Here is a 23113-nt window from a genome sequence, read left to right as displayed (position 1 = left end):
GCCTTACAAGTCTTCACTGTAACCCAGGCTACGCAGCGCACGTTCGTCGTCCGCCCAGCCTGATTTTACTTTTACCCATAATTCGAGGTGAACTTTGGCTTCAAACATCTCTTCCATATCCTGGCGAGCTTCAATGCCGATGGTTTTAATTTTAGAGCCTTTGTTGCCGATCACCATTTTCTTCTGACCTTCACGTTCGACAAGAATCAGCCCGTTGATGTCATACCCGCCGCGTTCATTGGTGACGAAACGCTCAATCTCCACCGTTACCGAGTAGGGCAATTCCTCACCCAGAAAGCGCATCAGTTTTTCACGAATAATTTCTGAAGCCATAAACCGTTGCGAACGATCGGTAATGTAATCTTCCGGGAAATGATGTGCCGCCTGTGGCAAATGCTTACGCACAATGCCGGCGATGGTATCGACGTTCGTGCCCTTCTCGGCGGAAATCGGCACCACATCCAGGAAGTTCATTTGCTGACTGATAAATTGAATATGCGGCAACAGCTTGGTTTTATCCGTTACGTTATCCACTTTGTTAATCGCCAGCAGAACGGGATGTTTCTGGTCACGCAGCTTATTCAGCACCATTTCGTCATCATCGTTCCAGTGCGTGCCTTCGACCACAAAAATAATCAGCTCGACATCGCCAATCGAACTGCTGGCCGCACGGTTCATCAGACGATTAATTGCCCGCTTCTCCTCAATATGCAGCCCGGGGGTATCCACGTAGATAGCCTGATACGGCCCCTCGGTATGGATGCCCATAATGCGATGGCGTGTGGTCTGGGGTTTACGCGAGGTAATCGAAATCTTCTGCCCCAGCAGCTGATTCAATAATGTGGATTTACCTACGTTAGGCCGGCCGACAATCGCGACAAAACCGCAGTATGTCTGTTCTTCGCTCATTCAAGCTCCAGTTTTTTCAACGCTTGTTCTGCCGCAGCCTGCTCAGCCTTTCGGCGGCTCGAACCGGTGCCGATGACCGATTCACTAAAACCACTGACCTGACAATGAATAGTAAACTCCTGATCGTGCGCCTCACCGCGCACTTGAACAACCAGATAGGTCGGCAGCGGTAAGTGACGCCCTTGCAAAAATTCCTGTAAGCGCGTTTTCGGATCTTTTTGCTTATCGCCCGGGCTGATTTCAGCCAGTCGGCTTTGATACCAGTTCAGGATCAACCGCTCAATGGTTTGAATATCGCTATCGAGGAAAATCCCCCCGATCAGCGCTTCTACCGTATCAGCCAGAATGGATTCCCGACGGAAACCTCCGCTCTTCAACTCTCCCGGCCCCAGACGCAGACACTCGCCCAATTCAAATTCACGCGCAATTTCCGCCAGCGTATTACCGCGCACCAGCGTCGCGCGCATCCGGCTCATATCCCCTTCATCCACCTTGGGAAAACGGTGATACAGCGCGTTCGCGATAACAAAACTCAGAATAGAATCGCCCAGAAACTCAAGCCTTTCATTGTGCTTGCTGCTGGCGCTTCGATGTGTCAGAGCCTGTAACAAAAGTTCGTACTGCTGAAAAGTATAGCCCAGCTTTCTTTGTAAACGGTTTATCAGGATGGGATTCATGTGTTACCAATAGATCAAGAATGCGTCAAAAACAACAGCACACGGAACAGTCCTGACTTGCTAACTTGCTGCCAAAACTGTTTCGTTTGCATTGGCTCCCGACCGGGAGCCTGCGTTTATTTCCGGAAATATTCTACAACGGGCAGCGTAATAATGCTGCGTGTTTATCGCCTTGAATTAGTGAATACCGCCAATACGGCTCAATCGAACCCCGGTAGGCCATTCACCTTCCTGTTTCTCAAAGCTCATCCAGATTGTCGTCGCTTTACCAACCAGATTTCTTTCCGGTACAAAACCCCAATAACGGCTATCCAGACTGTTATCGCGGTTATCTCCCATCATGAAATAATGACCGGCCGGCACAACCCAGGTTGCGAGCGGTTGTTGCGACTGCTGATAATATCCGCCGAGTTGATCCTGCACCCCGGGAACCACCAGAATATTGTGCGTCACATTGCCAAACGACTCTTTACGTATCCCCATGCGGATGCCGTCGGCTTTATTTTCATTCACCGGGATCTGATAAAAACCGCTGCGCGATTCCAGGCCCGGCTGATTGAATGTCTGCACAAAGTCGCTGGGCTGTACATTATTATAGGTTACAGCCAGTGCTTTATCGCAAATTTGCTGACCGTCGCAGGCCGGGTAAATCGTAATCTGCTTGCTCAGCGGATTATAACTGACCCGATCGCCCGGCAGGCCGACCACGCGTTTGATAAAATCAACCTTAGGATCGGATGGATACTTAAACACGGCAATATCGCCACGCTTCGGAAGGCCGGTCTCAATCAAGGTTTTCTGAGTAAAGGGTTCTTTAATACCGTAAGCAAATTTCTCTACCAGGATAAAATCGCCGATCAGCAATGTCGGCATCATGGAACCGGAGGGGATCTGAAACGGCTCATAAATAAATGAACGCACAACTAAAACCAACGCCACCACCGGAAAGATGGAGGCGACGGTTTCGATCCATCCCGGTTGCTCAACGGCTTTTGACACTGCGCGGTCATCCGCCGGCGCATTCAACGCCGCAAATTTTTTCCGCCGCGCGGGCGCCCACATAAAACGTTCAAAGCACCAGACAATTCCCGTGACTAGCGTTACCAACGCCAAAATTACGGCAAACATATTGGCCATGCCAACTCCTCAGGATTATTTGTTGTCTTTGCCGACGTGCAAAATAGCCAGGAACGCTTCCTGCGGTAATTCAACGTTACCTACCTGCTTCATACGTTTCTTACCATCTTTCTGTTTCTGCAATAGTTTTTTCTTACGGCTGACATCGCCGCCATAACATTTCGCCAGTACGTTCTTGCGCAACTGCTTAACGGTGGAACGGGCGATAATGTGGTTGCCGATCGCCGCCTGAATGGCGATATCAAACTGCTGACGCGGGATAAGATCTTTCATCTTTTCCACCAGATCGCGGCCACGGTACTGAGCGTTATCCCGATGAGTAATCAGCGCCAGAGCATCCACGCGCTCGCCGTTGATAAGCACATCGACGCGCACCATGTCGGAAGCCTGAAAGCGTTTGAAACTGTAGTCCAGCGAGGCGTAACCCCGAGAGGTCGATTTCAGACGGTCAAAGAAATCGAGCACCACTTCCGCCATCGGAATTTCATACGTCAGCGCCACCTGATTGCCGTGATAGACCATATTGGTCTGTACGCCGCGCTTCTCGATACACAGCGTGATGACGTTCCCCAGGAACTCCTGCGGCATCAGCATATGGCATTCGGCGATAGGCTCGCGCAATTCCTGAATATTATTCAGCGGCGGCAGCTTTGACGGGCTATCGACGTAGACTGTCTCGCCGGCGGTGGTTTCCACTTCATAAACAACCGTAGGCGCGGTGGTGATCAGATCCAGATCGTATTCACGCTCCAGCCGTTCCTGAATGATTTCCATGTGCAACAGCCCCAGGAAACCGCAGCGGAAACCAAAGCCCAGCGCGGTGGAGCTTTCCGGTTCGTAAAACAGGGAAGCATCGTTAAGGCTCAATTTGCCCAGCGCATCACGAAACGCTTCATAATCATCGGAACTGATGGGGAATAACCCGGCATATACCTGAGGTTTAACTTTCTTGAATCCCGGCAACGCTTTTTCCGCCGGCTGACGAGCCAGCGTCAGCGTATCGCCGACCGGCGCCCCCAGAATATCTTTGATGGCACAAACCAGCCAGCCGACCTCACCGCAGTTGAGCACGTCGCGATCAAGGCGTTTCGGGGTGAAAATACCCAGCCGGTCAGCGTTGTAAACCTGCCCGGTGCTCATGACTTTAATTTTGTCGCCTTTACGCATCGAACCATTTTTAATGCGCACCAGCGACACAACGCCCAGGTAGTTATCAAACCAGGAGTCAATAATCAGCGCCTGTAATGGCGCATCCCCACTTCCTGCGGGAGGGGGAACGTCCCGTACCAGACGCTCTAATACTTCGGGCACGCCGATACCGGTTTTAGCCGAACAACGCACGGCATCCGTCGCATCAATACCGACGATATCTTCAATTTCCTGCGCGACGCGGTCCGGGTCGGCGGCGGGCAGGTCGATTTTATTCAGTACCGGAACAACCTCTAAATCCATATCCAGCGCAGTGTAGCAGTTCGCCAACGTCTGGGCTTCCACTCCCTGCCCCGCATCCACCACCAGCAAAGCGCCTTCACAAGCGGCCAGCGAACGGGAAACCTCATAAGAAAAGTCAACGTGTCCGGGAGTATCAATGAAGTTTAACTGGTAAGTTTGACCATCCTGCGCCTTGTAATCCAGCGTCACACTCTGCGCTTTAATCGTGATACCGCGTTCACGCTCCAGGTCCATAGAATCCAGAACCTGCGCAGCCATTTCACGTTCGGTTAAACCACCGCAAATCTGGATAATGCGGTCAGATAACGTCGACTTACCGTGGTCGATGTGGGCAATAATGGAGAAATTTCGTATGTGCTTCATTATAAAAATTTTTCTACCTTGATATTCCTGAAATTCTTGCCGATGGGCATGCGCATTAGGTGAAAACAGCAGCGACGACCTTCCACCTGAATCGCTGCATTCTACATGCCGGACGACTGAAAACCTAGTCATGTACCGCGCATTACCTTTGATTATGACGGTTTTATGCTGAACCACGGAACGACGGGGTGAAAGAAGAGATCAAATCGATGACAACGGCTGAAAATAATGGGGAATAATAAGGAATAGCGATAGGGTATTACCCCGCTCGCCCCATTCTATGACTCCGCGACGCTGTGAATGTGTAATAACTCACCCGGCAACGCAATTTGCAAAATGACGGGTTGATAGCGGCTGTTTTTATCGGGGTTTCCCGCCCAGCGCTTTACCGATAAAAAAGCCAGCCCGCCCCCGGTCAATGCCCCGAGAATGGCGGAGAACTCGCTGATAAAAAGAGCCTGAAACAGCGCCGCTCCGGCAAGCAACCCCACCAGAGGAACAAAGTAGACCATCACCGCGGACTGCAACAAATGCTTTTCGGCAATCCCCAGCTCCACCCGTTGCCCGGTTTGCAACGGTTGTTCACAAGGCACCTGCAACAGGTGTTCAGCCGGCGCGCCTAGCTGATTCAACAACCCGGTTCCACATGTCGAACGCGATTGGCAGCCGCTGCATCCGGAACGTTGTTCACAGCGTAGCAGCGCGATGCCGTCCTGCCATGAAATAACCGTCGCCCATTCTTTAATCATTGTTGCGCCTTCAGGATAATATTGTCCGCCACGCGTTTAGCCGTGGCCGGCGGGAGTTCACCGACAACCGTGATCTCATTATTATCGCGAACCTCAGTGTGTATTGAACGCCTTCCGGTACGAACAGCCTGCTCAGCCCGCGCTTCGGAAGCAGGGCTGACGTTGACGGAAAAACTAAACAAACCATCACTGTACAAACGCGTTTCAATCGGCAAATTGACGCCCGGCAACGTTCTGCGGCTGTGCGAAACCTCTTTCATCCCCACCGGCAACCATTCTGCCGACCAGGCGAAATCGATGTTTTCTGAACGGGGCACGGGCAATGACGGAGGCAAGTGAATGCTTTCCAGCGGCCGCATGGCGTTTACAATGTCATCGTCCACAATTAACGACGTCGCCAGAAACTGTTCCAGACGTTCGCCATTACCATCCTGCAAATCGACCCGTAACGGCAGTTTAGACTCCGCGTCAACCCACACGGCATAGCTGTAACGCGTCGCATCCCGTGAAATAATCCGGATCCCCACCGCCAGATGATCGGCGATACGGACTCGCCCGTCCGCGGGAACGAAATCATAATATTGGGTGAGCTTTTGGAAATCTGCATAAACCAGCGAAGGTAACGAATCGACGATATGATCGCTCGACAGGGTAAAAGGCTCCAGGCCGGAATCGAAATAGCTGATTTCATTCCCGCGCTGCACGATCTCACGCCGCGGCCCATCCATAAACACCAACTGCGCCAATGAACGATTATTAATAACGGCGTGACGGTATCGTACCGACTCAAATCCCTGACGGGTGATATTGATAAAAGAGATTTCGTAGTTTAACGAGCGACTGGCATTGTTCATCTGTTGCAACAATGCCCCGGACGCGGTTTGCGCCGGGGCGAGGGTGGAATAACATAAACTGCCAATCAGCAAACAGGCGGCAAGCCAGACATGCTTCATTACCGAGGCTGAGTCCCTAATGATTGAGTTCCTGGAACCTGAATCGCAGCCTGCTGATGATCGTCATGCTGCTGAAGTTGCTCTGCGTGCAGGCGGCGCTGTAATTCATAGTCCTGCAAAATAGCATTGAGGCGATTGCGCTGCACATCGGATTTCTGCTGACCGCTATGGGAGGCGATATTTTCTGAAGGAACCCCCAGACTGACCGGAGACGCGGTTCCCATTGCCGGCAACGTGCTGAACGCGGCGGATTCCGTAACGGTGTCCGCAACCCCCGTCTGGTTATAATTCTGAACGCCGACGATAACCGCCAGAGACACGCAGGCCGCAACGCCTACCTGAGTCAACTGGCTGGCCCACGGACGAACCTTATGCCAGAACGGCATCTGAGGCCAGCGATCGGGATGCGGCTGAGACTCCGGTTGCGATTGCGGAACCAGGCGAGCGGGTTCCTTTTCAATCGCGGCGGCAACGCGGGAGGCGATATCCAGATGGACGACCTGTTCACCAATATCCCCACGCAACGTATCGCGGATTAGATGATAACTTTGCCAACTTTGCTGCAACTTGTCATCGCGTGACAAGGAATTCAGCAGTTCGGAATCTACTGCCTCACCATCCATTAAAGCGGAAAGTTTCTCTTTCTGCATACCGATACCCTTACCTTGTCAAATCCATCATTAATCACGCGCAGCGATGGGAGCTCACTAACGCTGAATAAGCGGTTGTACTTTATTATCAATAGCTTCCCGGGCCCGGAAGATACGAGAACGAACAGTGCCGACCGGACAATCCATGATCATGGCGATCTCTTCGTAACTCAGTCCATCTAACTCGCGCAGCGTAATCGCCAGGCGCAAATCTTCCGGTAAAGACTCAATAGTACGGAAAACAATACTTCTCAATTCCTCTGACAACATTAAATTCTCAGGGTTCGATATTTCTTTCAATGCGCCTGCATTTTCATAGTTTTCAGCGTCATTGGCATCAATATCGCTGGAAGGAGGGCGTCGGCCCTGAGCAACCAGATAATTTTTCGCCGTATTCACCGCAATCCGATACAACCATGTATAAAAAGCGCTATCGCCGCGAAATGATTCCAGGGCGCGATACGCTTTGATAAACGATTCCTGCACCACGTCAGGCACGTCCCCTTGGGGCACATAACGGGATACCAGGCTCGCCACCTTATGCTGGTAGCGAATAACCAGTAGGTTAAACGATTTTTGATCGCCCTTCTGGACCCGCTCGACCAGAACCTGATCTGCTAGCTGCTCGCTCATCCGAGGTAATATCTCCTCAAATCGTTCTCCACACGTAAAATAGTACTGCCAGCCATATAGTTATACCCAGAGCAAGCTCTAGCTTGGAGTCAATACATGACATAAAGTTCCGGGTAATCAATTTCTTCTGCTTACCGTTGTTTAACCCCGTACGTAACGCTTTCACGTCAACGCCCCTGGTTTTTTCATTTATCATGGCGCAGACCTGACCGATCATACGATAAATCCACCACATTAGCACGGCCCGGGCCCTCATGGAGTCCGGTATTTATACATCTTTACAGGGCGGTAAAAATCAATACAGGGATAAAACATTGAGTGCTAACATCGGTTTTCCTCTTCTTTCTTACGTTGACGACACGAACATGCAACCGACCACTGAATACTCCTGTGATGTATTGATCATTGGCAGCGGCGCTGCCGGGCTGTCTCTCGCCCTTCGTCTGGCCGCGCAGGCAAACGTTACCGTTCTCAGCAAAGGCCCGCTTAATGAGGGCTCGACTTTCTATGCCCAGGGCGGTATCGCCGCGGTTTTCGATGAGACCGATAGCATCGATTCACATATTGAAGACACATTAATCGCGGGTGACGGACTGTGCGAACGCCAAGCCGTGGAGTTCATCGCCAGCAATGCCAAAAGTTGTGTGCAATGGCTGATCGATCAGGGCGTCTTGTTCGATACGGAAACCAGCACCAACGGTGAAGCGCGCTATCACCTTACCCGCGAAGGGGGGCATAGCCACCGCCGCATACTGCACGCGGCTGACGCCACCGGGAAAGAAGTGGAAAATATTCTGGTACAAAAAGCCCGCTCTCATCCCAATATCCATATTATGGAACGTTGTAATGCCGTCGATTTGATCACGTCCGATAAGCTAGGTCTGACGGGAACCCGGCGAATTGTCGGCGCTTACATCTGGAACCGTGAACGGGAAGTCGTCGAATCCTGCCGGGCGAAAACCGTGGTTCTCGCCACCGGCGGCGCATCCAAGGTGTATCAATACACCACCAACCCGGACATTTCATCCGGCGATGGCATTGCCATGGCATGGCGTGCGGGCTGCCGGGTGGCCAATCTGGAATTTAATCAGTTTCACCCTACCTGCTTATTTCACCCGCAGGCGCGAAACTTCCTGCTGACCGAAGCCCTGCGTGGGGAAGGCGCTTACCTGAAGCGCCCCGACGGCAGCCGTTTCATGCCTGATTTCGATCCCCGGGGCGAACTTGCCCCGCGTGATGTGGTTGCCAGAGCCATTGACCACGAAATGAAGCGTCTTGGCGCTGACTGCATGTACCTGGACATCAGCCACAAACCTGCCGAGTTTGTGAAGCAGCATTTCCCCACCATCTATGAAAAGCTGTTGTCGTTAGGCATTGATATCACCCGTGAAGCGATCCCCATTGTTCCTGCCGCGCACTATACCTGCGGCGGCGTGATGGTCGATCAGCATGGGCATACCGATGTCGACGGGCTGTATGCCATCGGCGAGGTGAGCTATACCGGACTGCACGGCGCAAACCGCATGGCGTCGAACTCTTTACTGGAGTGTCTGGTATACGGTTGGTCGGCATCGGAAGATATCCTGCAACGCCTGCCGCAAATCATGCCGGCAGGGGAATTGCCGGCCTGGGATGAAAGTCAGGTCGACAATTCGGACGAACAGGTGGTTATCCAGCATAACTGGCACGAGCTAAGGCTATTTATGTGGGACTATGTCGGGATCGTGCGCACCACTAAACGACTGGAACGGGCGCTGCATCGCATTATCCTGCTCCAGCAGGAAATCGACGAGTATTACTCGCATTTCCGCATTTCCAATAATTTGCTGGAGTTACGCAATCTGGTACAGGTGGCCGAGTTAATCGTTCGCTGCGCGCTGGACAGAAAAGAAAGCCGCGGATTGCACTACACCCTTGATTATCCAGTCCGGTTCGATGCACCTAAACCGACGATCCTTACGCCCTAGCCTCACCGTTATGTAGGTTCCCGATCGCGGAACCTACATAAACAGATAAAAATCTTTTGTCAGCGCCTGAAATTCAGTGGAATAGCGCCGATCCGCATCACGAATCACCAGTTGCCGCGTCAGACACTCTCCCGATTGCGGGGATAGGGCGAGCAACGTGCGGTGCGCAGGCCGCGAATGATATTCGCTTACGTCCAAGCGCTGACGGAGAAACCAATTCCGCCGCTGCGCCAGCGGAATAAAATCGTCGGCAACCGCCGTCGGCAACACCACGCAGAACACGCCGTCGGGCGTTATCAAACGCCGCACGCAGTCGAGCAGGATCTCATGCGTCAGCGCGGTGGTGTAACGCGCCTGCGCTCGCTGCGCGGTGCCGCAGGCGACGCCGGGCGCATAATAAGGCGGATTGCTGATAATCAGGGGGTAACTCGCCGGGCCGGCGGCCGCGAAATTCACAACATCATCAACATAAACGCGCATACGTTCAGACCACGGCGACGCCGCGATATTTTCACCGGCCTGACGGCCTGCCGCCGCATCCAGTTCAACCGCATCAATCTGCACGTGATGACGGGTTCGCTGCGCCAGCATCAGGGCGATCAGGCCAGAGCCGCAGCCAATATCCAATATGCGCGATACGCCGGCTACCGGCGTCCAGGCGCCCAACAATATGCCATCGGTGCCCACCTTCATCGCACAGCGATCGTGCGCGACAAAAAATTGTTTGAAAGTAAACCCGCCGCCACGCAGCGTCGGTTTATTATCAGATTGCACACTCATGATTATGCGTTCCAGATTAAAACCGTCGTAGCATAGGATAAACATCTATACAGTAAAAGCGCGGTTGTCGGTTTAAACAGGTGAAGAACACGGCCAATGCGTCTATAATCAGCGCCCCAAACAGAGGTAGACCATGACAGCAACACATTTTTCCGAGTTAGATCTTGATGACAGCCTGTTAGACGCCCTGCGCGATATGGGTTATGAACGTCCGACTGCAATTCAGTCGGCGGCAATCCCGCCGGCAATGGACGGCCGCGATGTACTGGGTTCAGCGCCGACAGGCACGGGTAAAACCGCCGCGTACCTGTTGCCGGTCTTACAGCATCTCTTGGATTTTCCTCGTAAAAAATCCGGGCCGCCTCGCATTCTGATCTTAACGCCGACGCGCGAACTTGCCATGCAGGTTGCCGATCAGGCGCGCATCATGGCCGCCCACACCCATCTGGACATCGCCACTATTACCGGCGGCGTGGCTTATATGAACCACGCCGAAGTGTTTAGTGAAAACCAGGATGTTGTGGTTGCCACGACGGGGCGTTTGCTGCAATACATTAAAGAAGAAAACTTTGATTGCCGCGCGGTGGAAACCTTGATCCTCGATGAAGCGGACAGAATGCTGGATATGGGATTCGCGCAGGATATCGAGCATATCGCCGGTGAAACCCGCTGGCGTAAACAGACTCTGCTCTTTTCCGCCACGCTGGAAGGCGAAGCGATTAAAGACTTCGCCGAGCGTTTGCTGAACGATCCGGTCGAAGTTGAGGCCGATCCCTCACGCCGCGAGCGTAAAAAAATTCTGCAATGGTACTACCGTGCCGACGACATCAAACACAAAACGGCTCTGCTTTGCCATCAGTTAAAACAACCGGATGTCACCCGCTCCATTGTTTTCGTGCGTAAGCGCGAGCGCGTTCATGAACTGGTTGCCTGGTTGCGGGAAGCGGGCATTACCGCCTGTTACCTCGAAGGTGAAATGGTGCAGGCCAAGCGTAACGAAGCGATTAAACGCCTGAGCGACGGTCGGGTGAACGTGCTGGTTGCAACCGATGTCGCCGCGCGCGGCATAGACATCAATGATGTCAGCCATGTGTTCAACTTTGACCTGCCCCGTACCGCGGACACCTATCTCCACCGTATCGGACGCACGGGCCGTGCGGGTCGCAAAGGTTGCGCCATCTCTTTTGTTGAAGCGCACGACCATCTTCTGCTTGGCAAAATCAGCCGTTACCTGAATGAACCGCTCAAGCCGCGCATTGTTGAAGAGCTGCGTCCGGCCACCAAAGCGCCGAGCGCCAAAACCACGGGCAAGCCGTCCAAGAAAGCGTTGGCCAAGCGGCAAGAAAAAAAAGAGAAAGACAAAGAGAAGGCCAAAGTCAAAGTGAAAGTACGTCACCGGGATAGCAAAAACATCGGTAAACGTCGCCAGCCGAAGCAAAAAACTGACGAATCGGCCGGCAAATAACACGCAAAAAAAGAAAGGGAGCCGCGGCTCCCTTTCTTTTTAATCCAGGTTTCGAATAACCTTGGAAACTTACAGGCTTTCAGTAAAAGTACGAGTGATAACGTCGCGCTGCTGTTCCGGCGTCAAAGAGTTAAAACGCACGGCATAACCAGAAACACGGATTGTCAGCTGCGGATATTTTTCCGGATGTTGAACGGCATCTTCCAGCGTTTCCCGACGCAGCACGTTTACATTCAGATGTTGACCGCCTTCCACGCGCACTTCCGATTTGATTTCCAGCGGAACTTCACGATATTCGATCTGGCCCAGATCGCTTACCGGCACGATTTGATCTTCGCTATAACCGGATTTTGCACAGACACAACGTGCCTGAGATTTTTCTTCGTCCAGCAACCAGAAGGAATTGATCAGCGCACTGTTGTTCGCTTTGGTGATTTGAATACCAGTAACCATTATTGCCTCCGTAAAACGGCGTATTATTGTCTTAATTGAAAATTGGTATCAGTAACAAACTATCGTCAGTTCTTAACGTTTGCATAAAACCAACCGTATCTGACTCCCTGTATACCAGTACAAGGTGGGAGTAACCTTGATTTAAATCAATTTAAGAACCTTGCGTAATCTAGCGATTCGGGCAATTTATTGTTTTATATCAAATTTAACCACCCACATAATTGCAATTTTTTTTGTAAATTTTCAATTTATTTTCAAAACAATCAATCACTCCCGCACTTTTCCTGTCGGTACGATTTTACCTCGGCACAATTGAACGGTAAGCTACCGACAATAAAATCCACCCTATGGACAGAGAGTGCATGATGGCGACTTCCCTAACCTGGCATGACGTACTGGCGCAAGAAAAACAGCAGCCCTACTTTATTAATACGCTTGAATTCGTCGGCAAAGAACGCGCCGCTGGAAAAACCATTTACCCTCCGCAGAAAGATGTCTTTAACGCTTTCCGCTTTACCGAACTTCATCAGGTTAAAGTGGTTATTCTCGGTCAGGATCCCTATCACGGCCCTAACCAGGCGCATGGACTCTCTTTTTCCGTTCGTCCCGGCGTTCCTGCGCCGCCGTCGCTGGTCAATATTTATAAAGAACTGGCTAATGACATACCGGGCTTTGAAATCCCACGACATGGCTTCCTGCAAAGCTGGGCCGAGCAAGGGGTGCTGTTGCTGAATACGGTGTTAACCGTTGAGGCCGGTCAGGCCCATTCCCACGCTAATCTGGGCTGGGAAACTTTTACCGATCGCGTTATTGCGGCATTGAATGAGAACCGGGAAGGGCTTGTCTTTTTACTGTGGGGATCGCATGCGCAGAAAAAAGGCAACATTATTGACCGCCAGCGCCACCACGTTTTAAAAGCGCCGCACCCCTCCCCTTTATCGGCCCATCGCGGCTTCCTGGGGTGTAAACACTTTTCCCAGGCCAACCGGCTCCTTGAGCAACAAGGATTGGCTCCGATAGACTGGATGCCGCGTCTGCCGGAGAATCAATAAGCAAACGCTGCCTTCAGCCAATGGAGGCAGTAATTTTACCCACGCAAAAAATCGGGATGACTTAGATAAAGGGAGATAAACAGAAAGAGATATCTTGATTTGGTGGAGCTAAGCGGGATCGAACCGCTGACCTCTTGCATGCCATGCAAGCGCTCTCCCAGCTGAGCTATAGCCCCACATATGTGGAATGTTCGTAATACGGAAACCAAACCCAAAGGAGTTTGGTGGAGCTAAGCGGGATCGAACCGCTGACCTCTTGCATGCCATGCAAGCGCTCTCCCAGCTGAGCTATAGCCCCGTTCTGTGACAGACAGTATCCGTGCGAACGGGTCGCATAATATGAAACCCGATTAGCAGTGTCAACGGCTAAATCTGTTTATGCGCTTAACCGCTGAAAAAGACGCCAAACCGCTCGTCATTCAGATGAAAATGGCAACAGAAGCGTCGGATGCCGCGTATTGTTACCATAAAAAACCCCGGCAGGCGCCGGGGCGAAGATTCTATTGATGACCGCGGGTTTAGCAACAACGGTTATTGCTGAGCTTCACGCTCGGCGATAAACGCCAGCGCTTTATCAATACGCGCCAGCGATCGCTGCTGACCGACAGCCTGTACCGTGACATCGACGCCGGGAGACTGTCCGGCGCCGGTCACCGCCACACGCAGCGGCATACCGACTTTGCCCATGCCTTGTCCCAGCTCATCGGCGGTTCCCTGAATAGCATGATGAATGTTTTCCGCCGTCCAGTCAGTAATCGCCGCCAGCTTGGCGCGAACCAACTCCAATGGCTGACGGGCAACCGGACGCAAATGCTTCTTCGCCGCATCAGCGTCAAACTGGTCGAAATCCTCATAAAAGTAACGGCAGGAAGCCGCAATCTCTTTCAGGGTTTTGCAGCGCTCGCCCAGTAATGTAACCAGTTCGCTCAGTTGCGGGCCGGTACGGGTATCAATGCCCGCCTGTTCGATATGCCACGCCAGATGCGTCGCCACATATTCCGCCGGCAGGTGATTAATATAGTGGTGGTTCAGCCATTGCAGCTTTTCGGTATTAAAAGCACTGGCGGATTTGCTGATGGCATCTAATGAGAACAATGCTTTCATCTCGTCAACGGAGAAGATTTCCTGATCGCCATATGACCACCCCAAGCGCACCAGATAGTTCAACAGCGCTTCAGGCAGGTAGCCATCATCACGATACTGCATCACCCCGACGGCGCCGTGACGCTTGGAAAGCTTTTTACCATCGTCGCCCAGGATCATGGAAACATGGGCATATTCCGGCACGGGAGCGCCCAACGCTTTGAGGATGTTGATTTGACGCGGCGTATTGTTGATATGGTCTTCACCACGGATGACGTGGGTGATTTCCATATCCCAATCGTCGATCACGACGCAAAAGTTATAGGTTGGCGAGCCATCGGTACGACGGATAATCAGATCGTCAAGCTCCTGGTTACTGAACTCGATGGGGCCGCGGATGCGATCGTTAAAAATAACCGCGCCCTCCTGCGGGTTGCGAAAACGCACCACATGAGGTTCATCAGCGGAATGATGCTCATGGGAATCACGGCAACATCCGTCATAACGCGGCTTCTCGCCGTTCTCCATCTGTTTTTCACGCAACGCGTCCAGACGTTCCTTTGAGCAATAACACTTATAGGCCGTACCGTTTTCCACCATTTGATCAATGACCGCATTATAACGATCAAAGCGTTTGGTCTGATAATACGGGCCTTCATCCCAATTAAGATTCAGCCAGTTCATACCATCCATGATGGCATCAATCGCATCCTGTGTGGAACGCTCCAGATCGGTATCTTCAATACGCAAAACGAACTCGCCGTTTTGATGACGGGCAAACAGCCAGGAATAAAGTGCGGTACGGGCGCCGCCGACGTGAAGATAGCCAGTTGGACTGGGCGCGAAACGGGTTTTGATTTTCATTTGGGATTACAAGCCTTATTACGCAACGGCTGCCGGCGGATACCGACATGAGTTCAAATAACAAAAGTGGACAACATTCTATCATTCTGCCCCGAATCCTCAACGCTGTAACGAACCACAGCACGGTTTATTACTTATTGAAGTGAATAAGGAAGCATCGGTAACGACCAGAAATAAGACGTCCTGCCTAATTTTACAACGAACGGCCATTTTACTTTTAAAAAGCGTTGACTCACTTTCAACTATCCCTATAATGCGACTCCACACAGCGAGGGTGATTAGCTCAGCTGGGAGAGCACCTCCCTTACAAGGAGGGGGTCGGCGGTTCGATCCCGTCATCACCCACCACTCTTTCGAGTGCCGCGTTGTGTAAGTAAGAAGAAGTGAGATTGGGTGATTAGCTCAGCTGGGAGAGCACCTCCCTTACAAGGAGGGGGTCGGCGGTTCGATCCCGTCATCACCCACCAATCTCATACCAGCGATCTTCTTATAGCAAGTGAAGTACATAAGTGGGTGATTAGCTCAGCTGGGAGAGCACCTCCCTTACAAGGAGGGGGTCGGCGGTTCGATCCCGTCATCACCCACCACTTCTGCGGGTCGTTAGCTCAGTTGGTAGAGCAGTTGACTTTTAATCAATTGGTCGCAGGTTCGAATCCTGCACGACCCACCAATATCCGCAAAGTTTTACCTCTCCGAAGTCAATCCACTTATCTTTATATTGCACGAGTCGTGCGGGTGAGAACCTGCGTTCAGGTTCGAGCCGAGCGAAGCGAGACAACAACGCGTCAGCGTTGACCCCGAAGGGGCGAGGCCAAAGGCCGAGTCATCCTGCACGACCCACCAATTCATCTTCTTGGGATACCTTTATAGAGTCCGGAGAAGTAAGAAAACAGAATATTGCACCACTCCATCACTGTCATGAGCGTAATCCCATCAACCTCGAGAGTTCCAGCGCCGCCGCCATCCCGGCGTCTTTTGCGCGAGCGGTTTCCAGCACCTGCCGGTAATACTCCGCCATGATAGCCTGCCGGGTGCCATTTCCTTGACGAACAGGAAAAAGTACTTCACCCATCCTATTGAGGATAAAGCGAATAAAGTCATACAGTTAGTAGAAATCCCGGAAGAATCTATATTGAAGTAACGATCAAAAGATAATTGTTTTTATAGATCGGCAAGATCATATCGATCGGTTTGGCCGATCAGTACCACTTTGTTAGTGGTTCATGCGATGGTTTAAAAATTGAGCAAAAAAATAAATTTCAGAAGAGGCAAGCGTGACGATAACCCATTGTATATAAATAATAAAATGCAAATACAGTGAAAGCATTAATGCAGTAAATAGTAAAGAATTAGTAAAGATTTAAATAATTGTGTCGATATTTGATCAGACAGATTTTTCCGCCTGTTTCTAATGAAATCGACTGACGCTATTGATACCTCAAGGATTGGGATATGGAAATCAACACAGCCACGACGGCCTATATTCAGGTGCAAAATACGCCAAGCAACACTTCAAAGACGGTGCAATCACAGGCTTCACTGGCGAATGGCTTGTCAGACAAATCGTTGTCAACTTCCGGGCTGTTTAGCCTTAGTGGCGAGGAACTTATGATGTCCCGCCTGTTTCGTGATGCAAATGCTAACCCTCCAGTTATAACGCAGTTGACGGAAACTACGATAGCCATGTCCTCAGTCAACTTACTCACCAACGATGACCGCGAGATGCCGTCCGAGCTGTACGATCAAGTTCAACAGCAGAGGATAACGAATCTATTGGAACGGCTGAATAAACAGTAGCAGGGATGGATGGCGGCATAGTAAAGAAGCCGTGCCGCATATCGGGCAAGATGTGTTTGTTATTAAATGTGTGAAAAATCAATATATGGAGATATGTGATATGCGAATTAAAAAAAGTATTCTGGCTACGATTACAGTTGCGTCATTGTTTACTGCTGGCGCGGCTTATGCTGGGCCGGTAACTATTACATTTAAAAACCTCGGAACCGCACCGGCAAAATATTCCCCAGTGACAACTAACGAAGTTAGCACAAGCGTACTAGCGAAACCTGCGCCGGAAACTTCTGTTGTAGCAAAAGGAACCGATAAATATATTGTGCAAAACCTCATTACGTCTGACGCAAATGCCGCAGTAGTTCGCTACACCATTGGCAAAAAAACCTGCGTTTTTGGTACGACGTTTGTAAATGAAGTTATTCCGGGGGGATTGTTTAGCGGCACAATTCCCAAAGTACCAAAATGGAACAAAACGGCGACAGCAAGCGGTGGGGCTACTTGTAAAGCCACCATCACGTCAACCAGTATAACTGGCGCATGGGCGGTTGAATTTACCATGAAGTAATTATCCAGAAATGGATAGCCCCATTGTCACCAACAGGTGGCGATGGGTACTGTTATTAAAATGTATTGTGGTGTCGATTTAATTTATTTTCAATTCAATCAGGCGACACTATAACGAATGGAGAAGTTTATGGTCAGCATCAATAAATTTTCAATAACCACGTTAACTAACGAAATAAGTAATACATCGAGTTCAGCAATTAAAAATCAAGTGAGCAGCGATTCCGTACAGAGTGAACAAAATAAATCCACCAATACAACATCCACTAAGGTGTCGTCTTTCGCCCAGCAATTAAGTGATGCAGCTACTCGAGCAGAAAAACGCGACGCCAGTCTTAGCCGCAGCGAACTCAAGACCAAAGCCGAGTCAATTCTTAAAGAGATCACCGACGCGAATTATTATACCGATTCGTATAAAAAAATTTATGACGCCGAAATTCCCGATACAACTGACCCAGATTTGCTGGCTAGGGCAAAACAGGCCACTGATTATTTAAACGGTAAAGCAAGCAATCCCTTCAAAGGAATGTCGCGGGAACAACTCGCCCTGATCACCTATGATGACAGTGGTGCCTTCACCGTCAATGAACGTCGGGCGGCCTGGTCGGAATCATATGATCAGGAACAAGCATGGCGTGAGAAAATCGTGGCAAAAATGGAAGCGGAATATAACCGAACTGGGAAAATCACCAAATCACTCTCTGATATTCTAGAACATTATCAGTCGCTACCTGCAATAGAACAGGCACAATATCCGACAGGTTATGAAGCACGATTGCAGTCGGTAATTGCGTCAGATTCTTCATCGCTTACAACAAATAGCACCTCCCTGTTTAGTACGCTGAATAACTGGAAAAACGAGCTACAGGAGAAAAATTCCCATCTCGTTCCGATGAGCCTTTTCACCCTGCTTGCCAATGACAATAAAAAATAATCCGTTATCGTCCCTGCCCGCAATGCTGGGGGATTGATGGAAAATACGCCGTTGCTCTGCCTGCAAAGCATCACCCACGCCTACCGTACCGGCGCATCCATGCAGTCGGTGCTGCATGATGTTTCGCTATCCATTCCTTCCGGCCAGAGCAGTGCCATTGTCGGCGCGTCCGGTTCGGGCAAAAGCACCCTGCTGAATATCATCGGGCTGCTCGACCAGCCCAGCGCCGGGCGTCTGTTGCTGAATGGTCGCGACATGGCGCAGGCATCTGCCGACGAACGGGCCAGAATGCGCAATCAGGTTATCGGTTTCGTGTTCCAGAGTTTCAACCTGCTGCCGCGCCTTACCGCGCTGGATAACGTGGCGCTGCCGCTGCTCTATCGCGGCCATTCCCGTCATGACGCTCGCCAGGCGGCACAAAAACAACTGGAACGGGTCGGGCTGATCGATCGCGTCTGTCACCGTCCGGCGGATCTGTCCGGCGGTCAGCGCCAGCGCGTCGCCATCGCCCGCGCCCTGGTTGGCGAACCGTCTTTACTGCTGGCCGACGAACCCACCGGCAACCTCGACAGCCAGACCGCCAGTGGAATCCTCTCGCTGTTGCTGACGCTGAACCGTAAACAGGGTGTCACGCTGGTGATGGTGACGCACGACGAATCCATCGCCCGGCAGATGCAGCGCCGGATTCAGGTATGCGATGGGCGCATACAGGAAGAATGCTATGTCTGATACTTCCCATTGCCCCTACGGCCCTTCGCTGCGCCACACCCTGACCGAACCGCTGGATAGCCTGCGACAGTTGGGACGTCGGGCGCTACTGGCCCTGCTGGGTATCGCTGTCGGCTGCGCGTCGATGGTCGCACTGCTGAACATCGGTCACAATGCGGCGGCAGACGCCATCAGTACATTTAAAGACATGGGCAGCGATATGCTGGTTGCAAGCTTTTCCGCAGCAGAATCGGGCGGTCAGCGCCGCGCGCCCGTCACACTGGATACATTGGCACTGACCCGCGCCTTACCCGGTATCCACTACGCTGCTCCGCTTATCCTGACCTCAACCGACGCCCGCCTGAACGGTCGAAATTTCAGTACTATTGTGGTCGGCACCAGCGCCGAGCTGGCTCTGGCGATGGAGCTACGCATGACGCAAGGCCGTTTCCTCACCCGTTACGATCGCCAGAGCACCTATGCGGTGCTGGGCGCGAAAGCCGCCATTGAACTGGGCGCGTCACTCCGCAGCCGGATACAGATCGGCGGCTATCTGTTCGAGGTGGTGGGTGTTTTGCAGGAACGAGGGCAAAATCCCCTGATCCCGGTGCCAGTGGACGAGGCTATTCTGCTGCCCGTCGAGGGAATCCGTCGTCTGGTTCCCTCCCCGGAAATTGGTACCGTAGTGGCGCGAGCCCGCGATGGCGCCACGCTGCCGCAGCAGGCCGCCGCGCTGCGCAACTACCTCTCATCGCTTGCTCCAGGCCGCGAGGTAACGGTTCAGATCCCGCAGCAACTGTTGGAGGGGATGGCGCGCCAGTCGCGCACCTTCACCTGGCTGCTGGCTGGGCTGGGCGGGATCGCGCTACTGGTGGGCGGCGTGGGCGTGATGAACGTCATGGTGATGAATGTGTCCGAACGGCGGCGTGAAATCGGCGTGCGCATGGCGTTGGGGGCACGCCCACAGGATATTGGCCGCCAATTTCTACTGGAAGCGGTCGTGCTGGCAGTGGCCGGGGCGTTGGCCGGGTCTGTTTTCGGTCTGGCCGCCGCCTGGCTGTTCGTAAAACTGTCCGGCTGGGCCTTTTCCCTGTCGCCGCTGTCGTTGCCGCTGGGGATCATCAGTTCGCTGCTGGTCGGATTGTTCTTCGGCCTGTATCCGGCCCTGACGGCGGCCCGGCTCGAACCGGTAAGGGCGCTGCGCGATGATTAGAGCCTTTACTTCCGTCCTATTGCTTATCAGCCTGAATGCTTCGGCCGCGCTGACCGATCGTCTGTTGCCGTCCCACCCCCCCCGTCCGGGAGCCAGCGCTGCGCGGCTCAATGCGCAAATCATTGATCTGACGTTGAGCGACGCTATCTACCTCAGCCTGCGCGACAACCGCGTTATCCGCAGCGCCTATCTGGATCGCGTAGCGCAGAAATTCGATCTGCTGGTGGCCGAAGACCGATTCACGCCCAAACTGGTGCTAAGCGGCAGTTATCTGGCGGCGCGAAATCATGACGACCGCTACCGCCAGCGCGACATTGCCCCCACCACCACGCTGCTGACGCCCTACGGTACCCAGTTCAGCCTGGCCTGGACGCATCGAACCACGCAGGCCGACGATGCCGGAAACGACCGCAACGACGGGGCCAGCATCACCGTTATTCAGCCGCTGCTGCGCGGCGCGGGCCGTGAAGCCGCCACCGCGCCGGTGCGGCTGGCCCGGCTGACCGAACAAGCCAACAGCCTGATGCTGAAAGCCACCGTCGCCCAGACCATTACGCAGATTATTGTCGCCTACCGGGAACTGCTGCGCGCGCAAGAGCAGTTGCAAATTGCCAACGATGCGCTGACGCGCTCGCGTCAGTTGCTGGCCGTAAACCGTTCGCTGATCGCTGCCGGGCGAATGGCGGAGTTTGACATTGTGCAGACCGAAGCGGACGTGGCGACGCAGGAACTGTCTTACGAAGACGCGCACAACCAGCTCGACAGCAGCCGCCTGGAACTGCTGCAACTGCTGGCGCTGGATTTACGCACGCCGATCCGCGCCGCCGAAAAGCTACAGGTCAGCCGAGTCAGCGTCAGCCCCGCCGAGGCGCTGAAACAGGCCGAAGCCATGCAGCCCACCTACCTCACGCAGTTGATCGCCGGCGAACAGGCGGATATCAATCTGGCGGTGGCGCGTAACGAACGGTTGTGGGATGTGTCCCTGGTGGGCGGGGCGAGTCAGCAACGAAACCGCAACGCCGCGGCGGACGGCTCACGCAGTTGGGAAAACTATGTCGGCGTGCAGGTGGAAATTCCCATCGGCGACATGAGCCAGCGGCAGGCGGAAGTGCAGGCGCGGGTGAGCGTGCAGAATCAGCGTGTACAGCTCGCCGAGGCCCGCCAGCAGTTGGAACGCGACGTCACCAATGCCGTGCGCGGTATCGGCGTACGCTGGCGCCAGTTCGAAATCGCCCAACGCGCCCGCGATCTGTCGCGCCGCAAGCTGGATATCGAACGGGATAAGCTCACCGTCGGGCGCTCCAGCAACTTTCAGGTGTTGAGCTATGAGGCCGACCTGCGCAACGCTGAAAATGCCCGGCTCGACGCGCTGATCGCCTATCTCAACGCCCAGGCCGAACTGGATCAGACGCTGGGAACAACGCTGTTAAGCTGGGATATCTCACTCAATGATTAAAATCGTACGCTTCTGGTCGCGCCGCTTAGCCGCGCTGACAATCCTGATCATCCCGATTGCCGTAACCGGCATTTGGCGGTTCTGGTCGGAGCCAGTCGCCGACGCACCGCAAATGCAATGGCTGCGCATCGAACCACAGGTGCTGGAGAACCGGCTGGGACTGATCGGTCGGATTCAAGCGGCCACCCATCTGACGTTCTCCGCGCCGTTTGAAGGCACGATTAAAAGCGTGTTGGTCGCCGAAGGGCAGCGTGTAGAAAAAGGGCAACCGCTGCTGACGCTGGATACAGGTCTGCTGGATATCCAACTGCGTCAGGCGCTGGCCGAACTGCTCAAGGCGCAGCGCATGGAGCAGGAACTGCAACATTGGGAACAAAGTCAGGAAGTGGCGCGGGCGCGCCGCACCCTGAACAACGCCCGTATCACGCTGGCGAACACCGAGACCAGCCTGAAAGACACCCGTACACTGTTTGAGCGCGGTATTGTAGCCCGCATGGAAGTGGATGCGCTGAAACAGCAGGTGCAGGCTCAGCGGCAAGATCTGGCCGCCGCGCAAGAAGAGTTGCAGGCCACGCTGAACAAGGGGCGCGGCGAAGATCGTCAGATTGCTGAAATGGAACTGGCGAATGCTAAATCGCGTCATCAGGCGCTGCTGGCTATGCAAGCGCAGCAGGTAGTGCGCGCGCCGTTCGCCGGTGTGCTGGTACGACCCCCCGTAACGGAAACCAGCAAGTGGCAACCGCCGCAACCGGGGATGCATATCGCACAGGGTATGCCGCTGTTCGGCCTGATTAACCCCGAGCGTCTGCAAGCCGTCGCCAGCATTGAAGAGGCCGATCTGCACCAGCTACGCGAGGGGATGCCAGTGGAGATCGACGGCGACGGCTTCGCCGGGCGGACGCTGCAAGGCCGTATCCAGACTATCGGTATCGAGGGCCGAGCCGCCGAATCCGAGAGCGCAGGCGCTCGCTATGACGTGCTGGTCGCCATCGACACGCCATCCCCCGAAAAGCGCCAGCGTCTTCGGCTGGGGATGAGCGCCCGACTTTCGGTGGTGACGTACCGCAATGAACAAGGGATTGCCGTTCCCGCCGAAGCGCTGCGCACCGACGATGCGGGCAACAGCTATGTGATTTTCCGTCCCGACGCCGCCAGCGCGCCACGGCGAATCGATGTGACGCCGGGGCTTGCCGTGCCGCCGGGTGTTGAGGTGGCGGGCCTATCCACGGGAGAGATAGAAATCGACAAATAAGTCTA

Annotated in this window: 21 protein-coding genes, 6 tRNA genes, 1 other RNA gene and 1 pseudogene; 15 read left to right on the top strand and 14 right to left on the bottom strand. The window is 53.2% G+C overall.

Annotation, left to right across the window (positions count from 1 at the left end; translation table 11 throughout):
- Positions 1 to 3: 3 nt before the first annotated feature.
- The 8 genes from era to rpoE form a co-directional block, all read right to left on the bottom strand.
- The gene (era, locus tag HOY33_RS15045; RefSeq protein ID WP_172290949.1) at positions 4 to 909 is read right to left on the bottom strand and encodes a GTPase Era; all 906 of its coding nucleotides are present in this window, start codon (positions 907 to 909) and stop codon (positions 4 to 6) included.
- Positions 906 to 1586: a ribonuclease III gene (gene rnc / locus HOY33_RS15040; RefSeq protein ID WP_172290948.1), complete on the bottom strand. Its 681-nt coding sequence runs from the start codon at positions 1584 to 1586 to the stop codon at positions 906 to 908. Before rnc ends, era begins: the two co-directional genes overlap by 4 nt.
- Positions 1587 to 1763: 177 nt before the next feature.
- Positions 1764 to 2723, bottom strand: coding sequence for a signal peptidase I (gene lepB / locus HOY33_RS15035; RefSeq protein WP_172290947.1), 960 nt, complete (start codon positions 2721 to 2723; stop codon positions 1764 to 1766).
- 15 nt (positions 2724 to 2738) lie between these two features.
- Positions 2739 to 4538: a translation elongation factor 4 gene (gene lepA, locus HOY33_RS15030; RefSeq protein ID WP_172290946.1), complete on the bottom strand. Its 1800-nt coding sequence runs from the start codon at positions 4536 to 4538 to the stop codon at positions 2739 to 2741.
- 278 nt (positions 4539 to 4816) lie between these two features.
- The gene (gene rseC / locus HOY33_RS15025; protein ID WP_172290945.1) at positions 4817 to 5287 is read right to left on the bottom strand and encodes a SoxR-reducing system protein RseC; all 471 of its coding nucleotides are present in this window, start codon (positions 5285 to 5287) and stop codon (positions 4817 to 4819) included.
- Positions 5284 to 6240 carry a sigma-E factor regulatory protein RseB gene (gene rseB, locus HOY33_RS15020; protein ID WP_172290944.1) on the bottom strand — a complete coding sequence of 319 codons (957 nt, stop codon included), beginning with the start codon at positions 6238 to 6240 and terminating at the stop codon, positions 5284 to 5286. The genes rseC and rseB overlap by 4 nt, the downstream gene beginning before the upstream one ends.
- Positions 6240 to 6890 carry an anti-sigma-E factor RseA gene (gene rseA / locus HOY33_RS15015; protein WP_172290943.1) on the bottom strand — a complete coding sequence of 217 codons (651 nt, stop codon included), beginning with the start codon at positions 6888 to 6890 and terminating at the stop codon, positions 6240 to 6242. The genes rseB and rseA overlap by 1 nt, the downstream gene beginning before the upstream one ends.
- A gap of 57 nt (positions 6891 to 6947) precedes the next feature.
- Positions 6948 to 7523 (bottom strand): RNA polymerase sigma factor RpoE, encoded by a 576-nt coding sequence (gene rpoE / locus HOY33_RS15010; RefSeq protein ID WP_172290942.1) that lies wholly within the window; start codon positions 7521 to 7523, stop codon positions 6948 to 6950.
- A gap of 365 nt (positions 7524 to 7888) precedes the next feature.
- Between rpoE and nadB the strand changes: the two genes are divergently transcribed.
- Positions 7889 to 9490 carry an L-aspartate oxidase gene (nadB, locus tag HOY33_RS15005; RefSeq protein ID WP_172290941.1) on the top strand — a complete coding sequence of 534 codons (1602 nt, stop codon included), beginning with the start codon at positions 7889 to 7891 and terminating at the stop codon, positions 9488 to 9490.
- A 33-nt stretch (positions 9491 to 9523) separates the two neighbouring features.
- On the opposite strand, the gene HOY33_RS15000 is transcribed toward nadB, so the two are convergent.
- Positions 9524 to 10270, bottom strand: a complete 747-nt coding sequence (locus HOY33_RS15000) for a tRNA1(Val) (adenine(37)-N6)-methyltransferase (protein WP_172290940.1) — start codon at positions 10268 to 10270, stop codon at positions 9524 to 9526.
- A gap of 133 nt (positions 10271 to 10403) precedes the next feature.
- Between HOY33_RS15000 and srmB the strand changes: the two genes are divergently transcribed.
- A complete protein-coding gene (gene srmB, locus HOY33_RS14995; protein WP_172290939.1) occupies positions 10404 to 11735 on the top strand; it encodes an ATP-dependent RNA helicase SrmB in 1332 nt (443 codons plus the stop codon).
- Between the two features lie 69 nt (positions 11736 to 11804).
- Here srmB and grcA read toward each other — a convergent pair whose 3' ends face one another.
- A complete protein-coding gene (gene grcA / locus HOY33_RS14990; RefSeq protein ID WP_172290938.1) occupies positions 11805 to 12188 on the bottom strand; it encodes an autonomous glycyl radical cofactor GrcA in 384 nt (127 codons plus the stop codon).
- A gap of 365 nt (positions 12189 to 12553) precedes the next feature.
- On the opposite strand from grcA, the gene ung reads away from it, so the two are divergent.
- The gene (gene ung, locus HOY33_RS14985; RefSeq protein ID WP_172290965.1) at positions 12554 to 13240 is read left to right on the top strand and encodes a uracil-DNA glycosylase; all 687 of its coding nucleotides are present in this window, start codon (positions 12554 to 12556) and stop codon (positions 13238 to 13240) included.
- 100 nt (positions 13241 to 13340) lie between these two features.
- On the opposite strand, the gene HOY33_RS14980 is transcribed toward ung, so the two are convergent.
- The 3 genes from HOY33_RS14980 to gltX form a co-directional block, all read right to left on the bottom strand.
- Positions 13341 to 13416, bottom strand: a tRNA-Ala gene (locus tag HOY33_RS14980).
- Positions 13417 to 13462: 46 nt separating this feature from the next.
- Positions 13463 to 13538 (bottom strand) — tRNA-Ala (locus HOY33_RS14975).
- Positions 13539 to 13771: 233 nt separating this feature from the next.
- On the bottom strand, positions 13772 to 15187 hold the full coding sequence (gltX, locus tag HOY33_RS14970; RefSeq protein ID WP_172290937.1) for a glutamate--tRNA ligase: 1416 nt from the start codon (positions 15185 to 15187) through the stop codon (positions 13772 to 13774).
- 272 nt (positions 15188 to 15459) lie between these two features.
- Here gltX and HOY33_RS14965 point away from each other — a divergent pair.
- The 5 genes from HOY33_RS14965 (at position 15460) to HOY33_RS14945 (ending at position 16030) form a co-directional block, all read left to right on the top strand.
- Positions 15460 to 15535, top strand: a tRNA-Val gene (locus HOY33_RS14965).
- Positions 15536 to 15578: 43 nt separating this feature from the next.
- Positions 15579 to 15654: transfer RNA gene (locus HOY33_RS14960), tRNA-Val, on the top strand.
- Positions 15655 to 15698: 44 nt separating this feature from the next.
- Positions 15699 to 15774: transfer RNA gene (locus tag HOY33_RS14955), tRNA-Val, on the top strand.
- A 7-nt stretch (positions 15775 to 15781) separates the two neighbouring features.
- Positions 15782 to 15857, top strand: a tRNA-Lys gene (locus HOY33_RS14950).
- A 45-nt stretch (positions 15858 to 15902) separates the two neighbouring features.
- A non-coding RNA gene (locus tag HOY33_RS14945) (RtT sRNA) lies at positions 15903 to 16030 on the top strand.
- A 76-nt stretch (positions 16031 to 16106) separates the two neighbouring features.
- On the opposite strand, the pseudogene HOY33_RS14940 reads toward HOY33_RS14945, so the two are convergent.
- Positions 16107 to 16226, bottom strand: a pseudogene (locus HOY33_RS14940) (integrase domain-containing protein); the annotation flags it as partial.
- Positions 16227 to 16639: 413 nt separating this feature from the next.
- Here HOY33_RS14940 and HOY33_RS14935 point away from each other — a divergent pair.
- The 7 genes from HOY33_RS14935 (at position 16640) to HOY33_RS14905 (ending at position 23108) form a co-directional block, all read left to right on the top strand.
- Complete coding sequence (locus HOY33_RS14935) at positions 16640 to 16984, top strand: hypothetical protein (RefSeq protein ID WP_172290936.1); 345 nt, start codon at positions 16640 to 16642, stop codon at positions 16982 to 16984.
- 100 nt (positions 16985 to 17084) lie between these two features.
- Positions 17085 to 17546, top strand: a complete 462-nt coding sequence (locus HOY33_RS14930) for a hypothetical protein (protein WP_172290935.1) — start codon at positions 17085 to 17087, stop codon at positions 17544 to 17546.
- Between the two features lie 129 nt (positions 17547 to 17675).
- Positions 17676 to 18479, top strand: a complete 804-nt coding sequence (locus HOY33_RS14925) for a hypothetical protein (RefSeq protein ID WP_172290934.1) — start codon at positions 17676 to 17678, stop codon at positions 18477 to 18479.
- A 36-nt stretch (positions 18480 to 18515) separates the two neighbouring features.
- A complete protein-coding gene (locus HOY33_RS14920; RefSeq protein WP_172290933.1) occupies positions 18516 to 19208 on the top strand; it encodes an ABC transporter ATP-binding protein in 693 nt (230 codons plus the stop codon).
- Positions 19201 to 20400 carry an ABC transporter permease gene (locus tag HOY33_RS14915; protein WP_172290932.1) on the top strand — a complete coding sequence of 400 codons (1200 nt, stop codon included), beginning with the start codon at positions 19201 to 19203 and terminating at the stop codon, positions 20398 to 20400. Before HOY33_RS14920 ends, HOY33_RS14915 begins: the two co-directional genes overlap by 8 nt.
- Entirely contained in the window at positions 20393 to 21856 is a 1464-nt protein-coding gene (locus HOY33_RS14910) for a TolC family protein (RefSeq protein WP_172290931.1), read from the top strand. Before HOY33_RS14915 ends, HOY33_RS14910 begins: the two co-directional genes overlap by 8 nt.
- On the top strand, positions 21849 to 23108 hold the full coding sequence (locus HOY33_RS14905) for an efflux RND transporter periplasmic adaptor subunit (RefSeq protein ID WP_172290930.1): 1260 nt from the start codon (positions 21849 to 21851) through the stop codon (positions 23106 to 23108). Before HOY33_RS14910 ends, HOY33_RS14905 begins: the two co-directional genes overlap by 8 nt.
- The last annotated feature ends 5 nt before the right edge of the window (positions 23109 to 23113 follow it).

The sequence above is a fragment of the Brenneria sp. hezel4-2-4 genome (genome assembly GCF_013155275.1).
Taxonomy (GTDB): Bacteria; Pseudomonadota; Gammaproteobacteria; order Enterobacterales; family Enterobacteriaceae; genus Brenneria.
Note: the sequence above shows the minus strand (reverse complement) of the source record. Positions and strands in the feature narration are given on the sequence as shown.

Coding starts and splice junctions, on each gene's coding strand:
- HOY33_RS14915 (WP_172290932.1), top strand. CDS start 19,201: ATGTCTGATACTTCCCATTGCCCCTACGGCCCTTCGCTGCGCCACACC.
- rnc (WP_172290948.1), bottom strand. CDS start 1,586: ATGAATCCCATCCTGATAAACCGTTTACAAAGAAAGCTGGGCTATACT.
- gltX (WP_172290937.1), bottom strand. CDS start 15,187: ATGAAAATCAAAACCCGTTTCGCGCCCAGTCCAACTGGCTATCTTCAC.
- rpoE (WP_172290942.1), bottom strand. CDS start 7,523: ATGAGCGAGCAGCTAGCAGATCAGGTTCTGGTCGAGCGGGTCCAGAAG.
- HOY33_RS14910 (WP_172290931.1), top strand. CDS start 20,393: ATGATTAGAGCCTTTACTTCCGTCCTATTGCTTATCAGCCTGAATGCT.
- lepA (WP_172290946.1), bottom strand. CDS start 4,538: ATGAAGCACATACGAAATTTCTCCATTATTGCCCACATCGACCACGGT.
- era (WP_172290949.1), bottom strand. CDS start 909: ATGAGCGAAGAACAGACATACTGCGGTTTTGTCGCGATTGTCGGCCGG.
- HOY33_RS14925 (WP_172290934.1), top strand. CDS start 17,676: ATGGTCAGCATCAATAAATTTTCAATAACCACGTTAACTAACGAAATA.
- nadB (WP_172290941.1), top strand. CDS start 7,889: ATGCAACCGACCACTGAATACTCCTGTGATGTATTGATCATTGGCAGC.
- lepB (WP_172290947.1), bottom strand. CDS start 2,723: ATGGCCAATATGTTTGCCGTAATTTTGGCGTTGGTAACGCTAGTCACG.
- rseA (WP_172290943.1), bottom strand. CDS start 6,890: ATGCAGAAAGAGAAACTTTCCGCTTTAATGGATGGTGAGGCAGTAGAT.
- HOY33_RS15000 (WP_172290940.1), bottom strand. CDS start 10,270: ATGAGTGTGCAATCTGATAATAAACCGACGCTGCGTGGCGGCGGGTTT.
- ung (WP_172290965.1), top strand. CDS start 12,554: ATGGCGACTTCCCTAACCTGGCATGACGTACTGGCGCAAGAAAAACAG.
- HOY33_RS14935 (WP_172290936.1), top strand. CDS start 16,640: ATGGAAATCAACACAGCCACGACGGCCTATATTCAGGTGCAAAATACG.
- rseC (WP_172290945.1), bottom strand. CDS start 5,287: ATGATTAAAGAATGGGCGACGGTTATTTCATGGCAGGACGGCATCGCG.
- HOY33_RS14920 (WP_172290933.1), top strand. CDS start 18,516: ATGGAAAATACGCCGTTGCTCTGCCTGCAAAGCATCACCCACGCCTAC.
- HOY33_RS14930 (WP_172290935.1), top strand. CDS start 17,085: ATGCGAATTAAAAAAAGTATTCTGGCTACGATTACAGTTGCGTCATTG.
- rseB (WP_172290944.1), bottom strand. CDS start 6,240: ATGAAGCATGTCTGGCTTGCCGCCTGTTTGCTGATTGGCAGTTTATGT.
- srmB (WP_172290939.1), top strand. CDS start 10,404: ATGACAGCAACACATTTTTCCGAGTTAGATCTTGATGACAGCCTGTTA.
- HOY33_RS14905 (WP_172290930.1), top strand. CDS start 21,849: ATGATTAAAATCGTACGCTTCTGGTCGCGCCGCTTAGCCGCGCTGACA.
- grcA (WP_172290938.1), bottom strand. CDS start 12,188: ATGGTTACTGGTATTCAAATCACCAAAGCGAACAACAGTGCGCTGATC.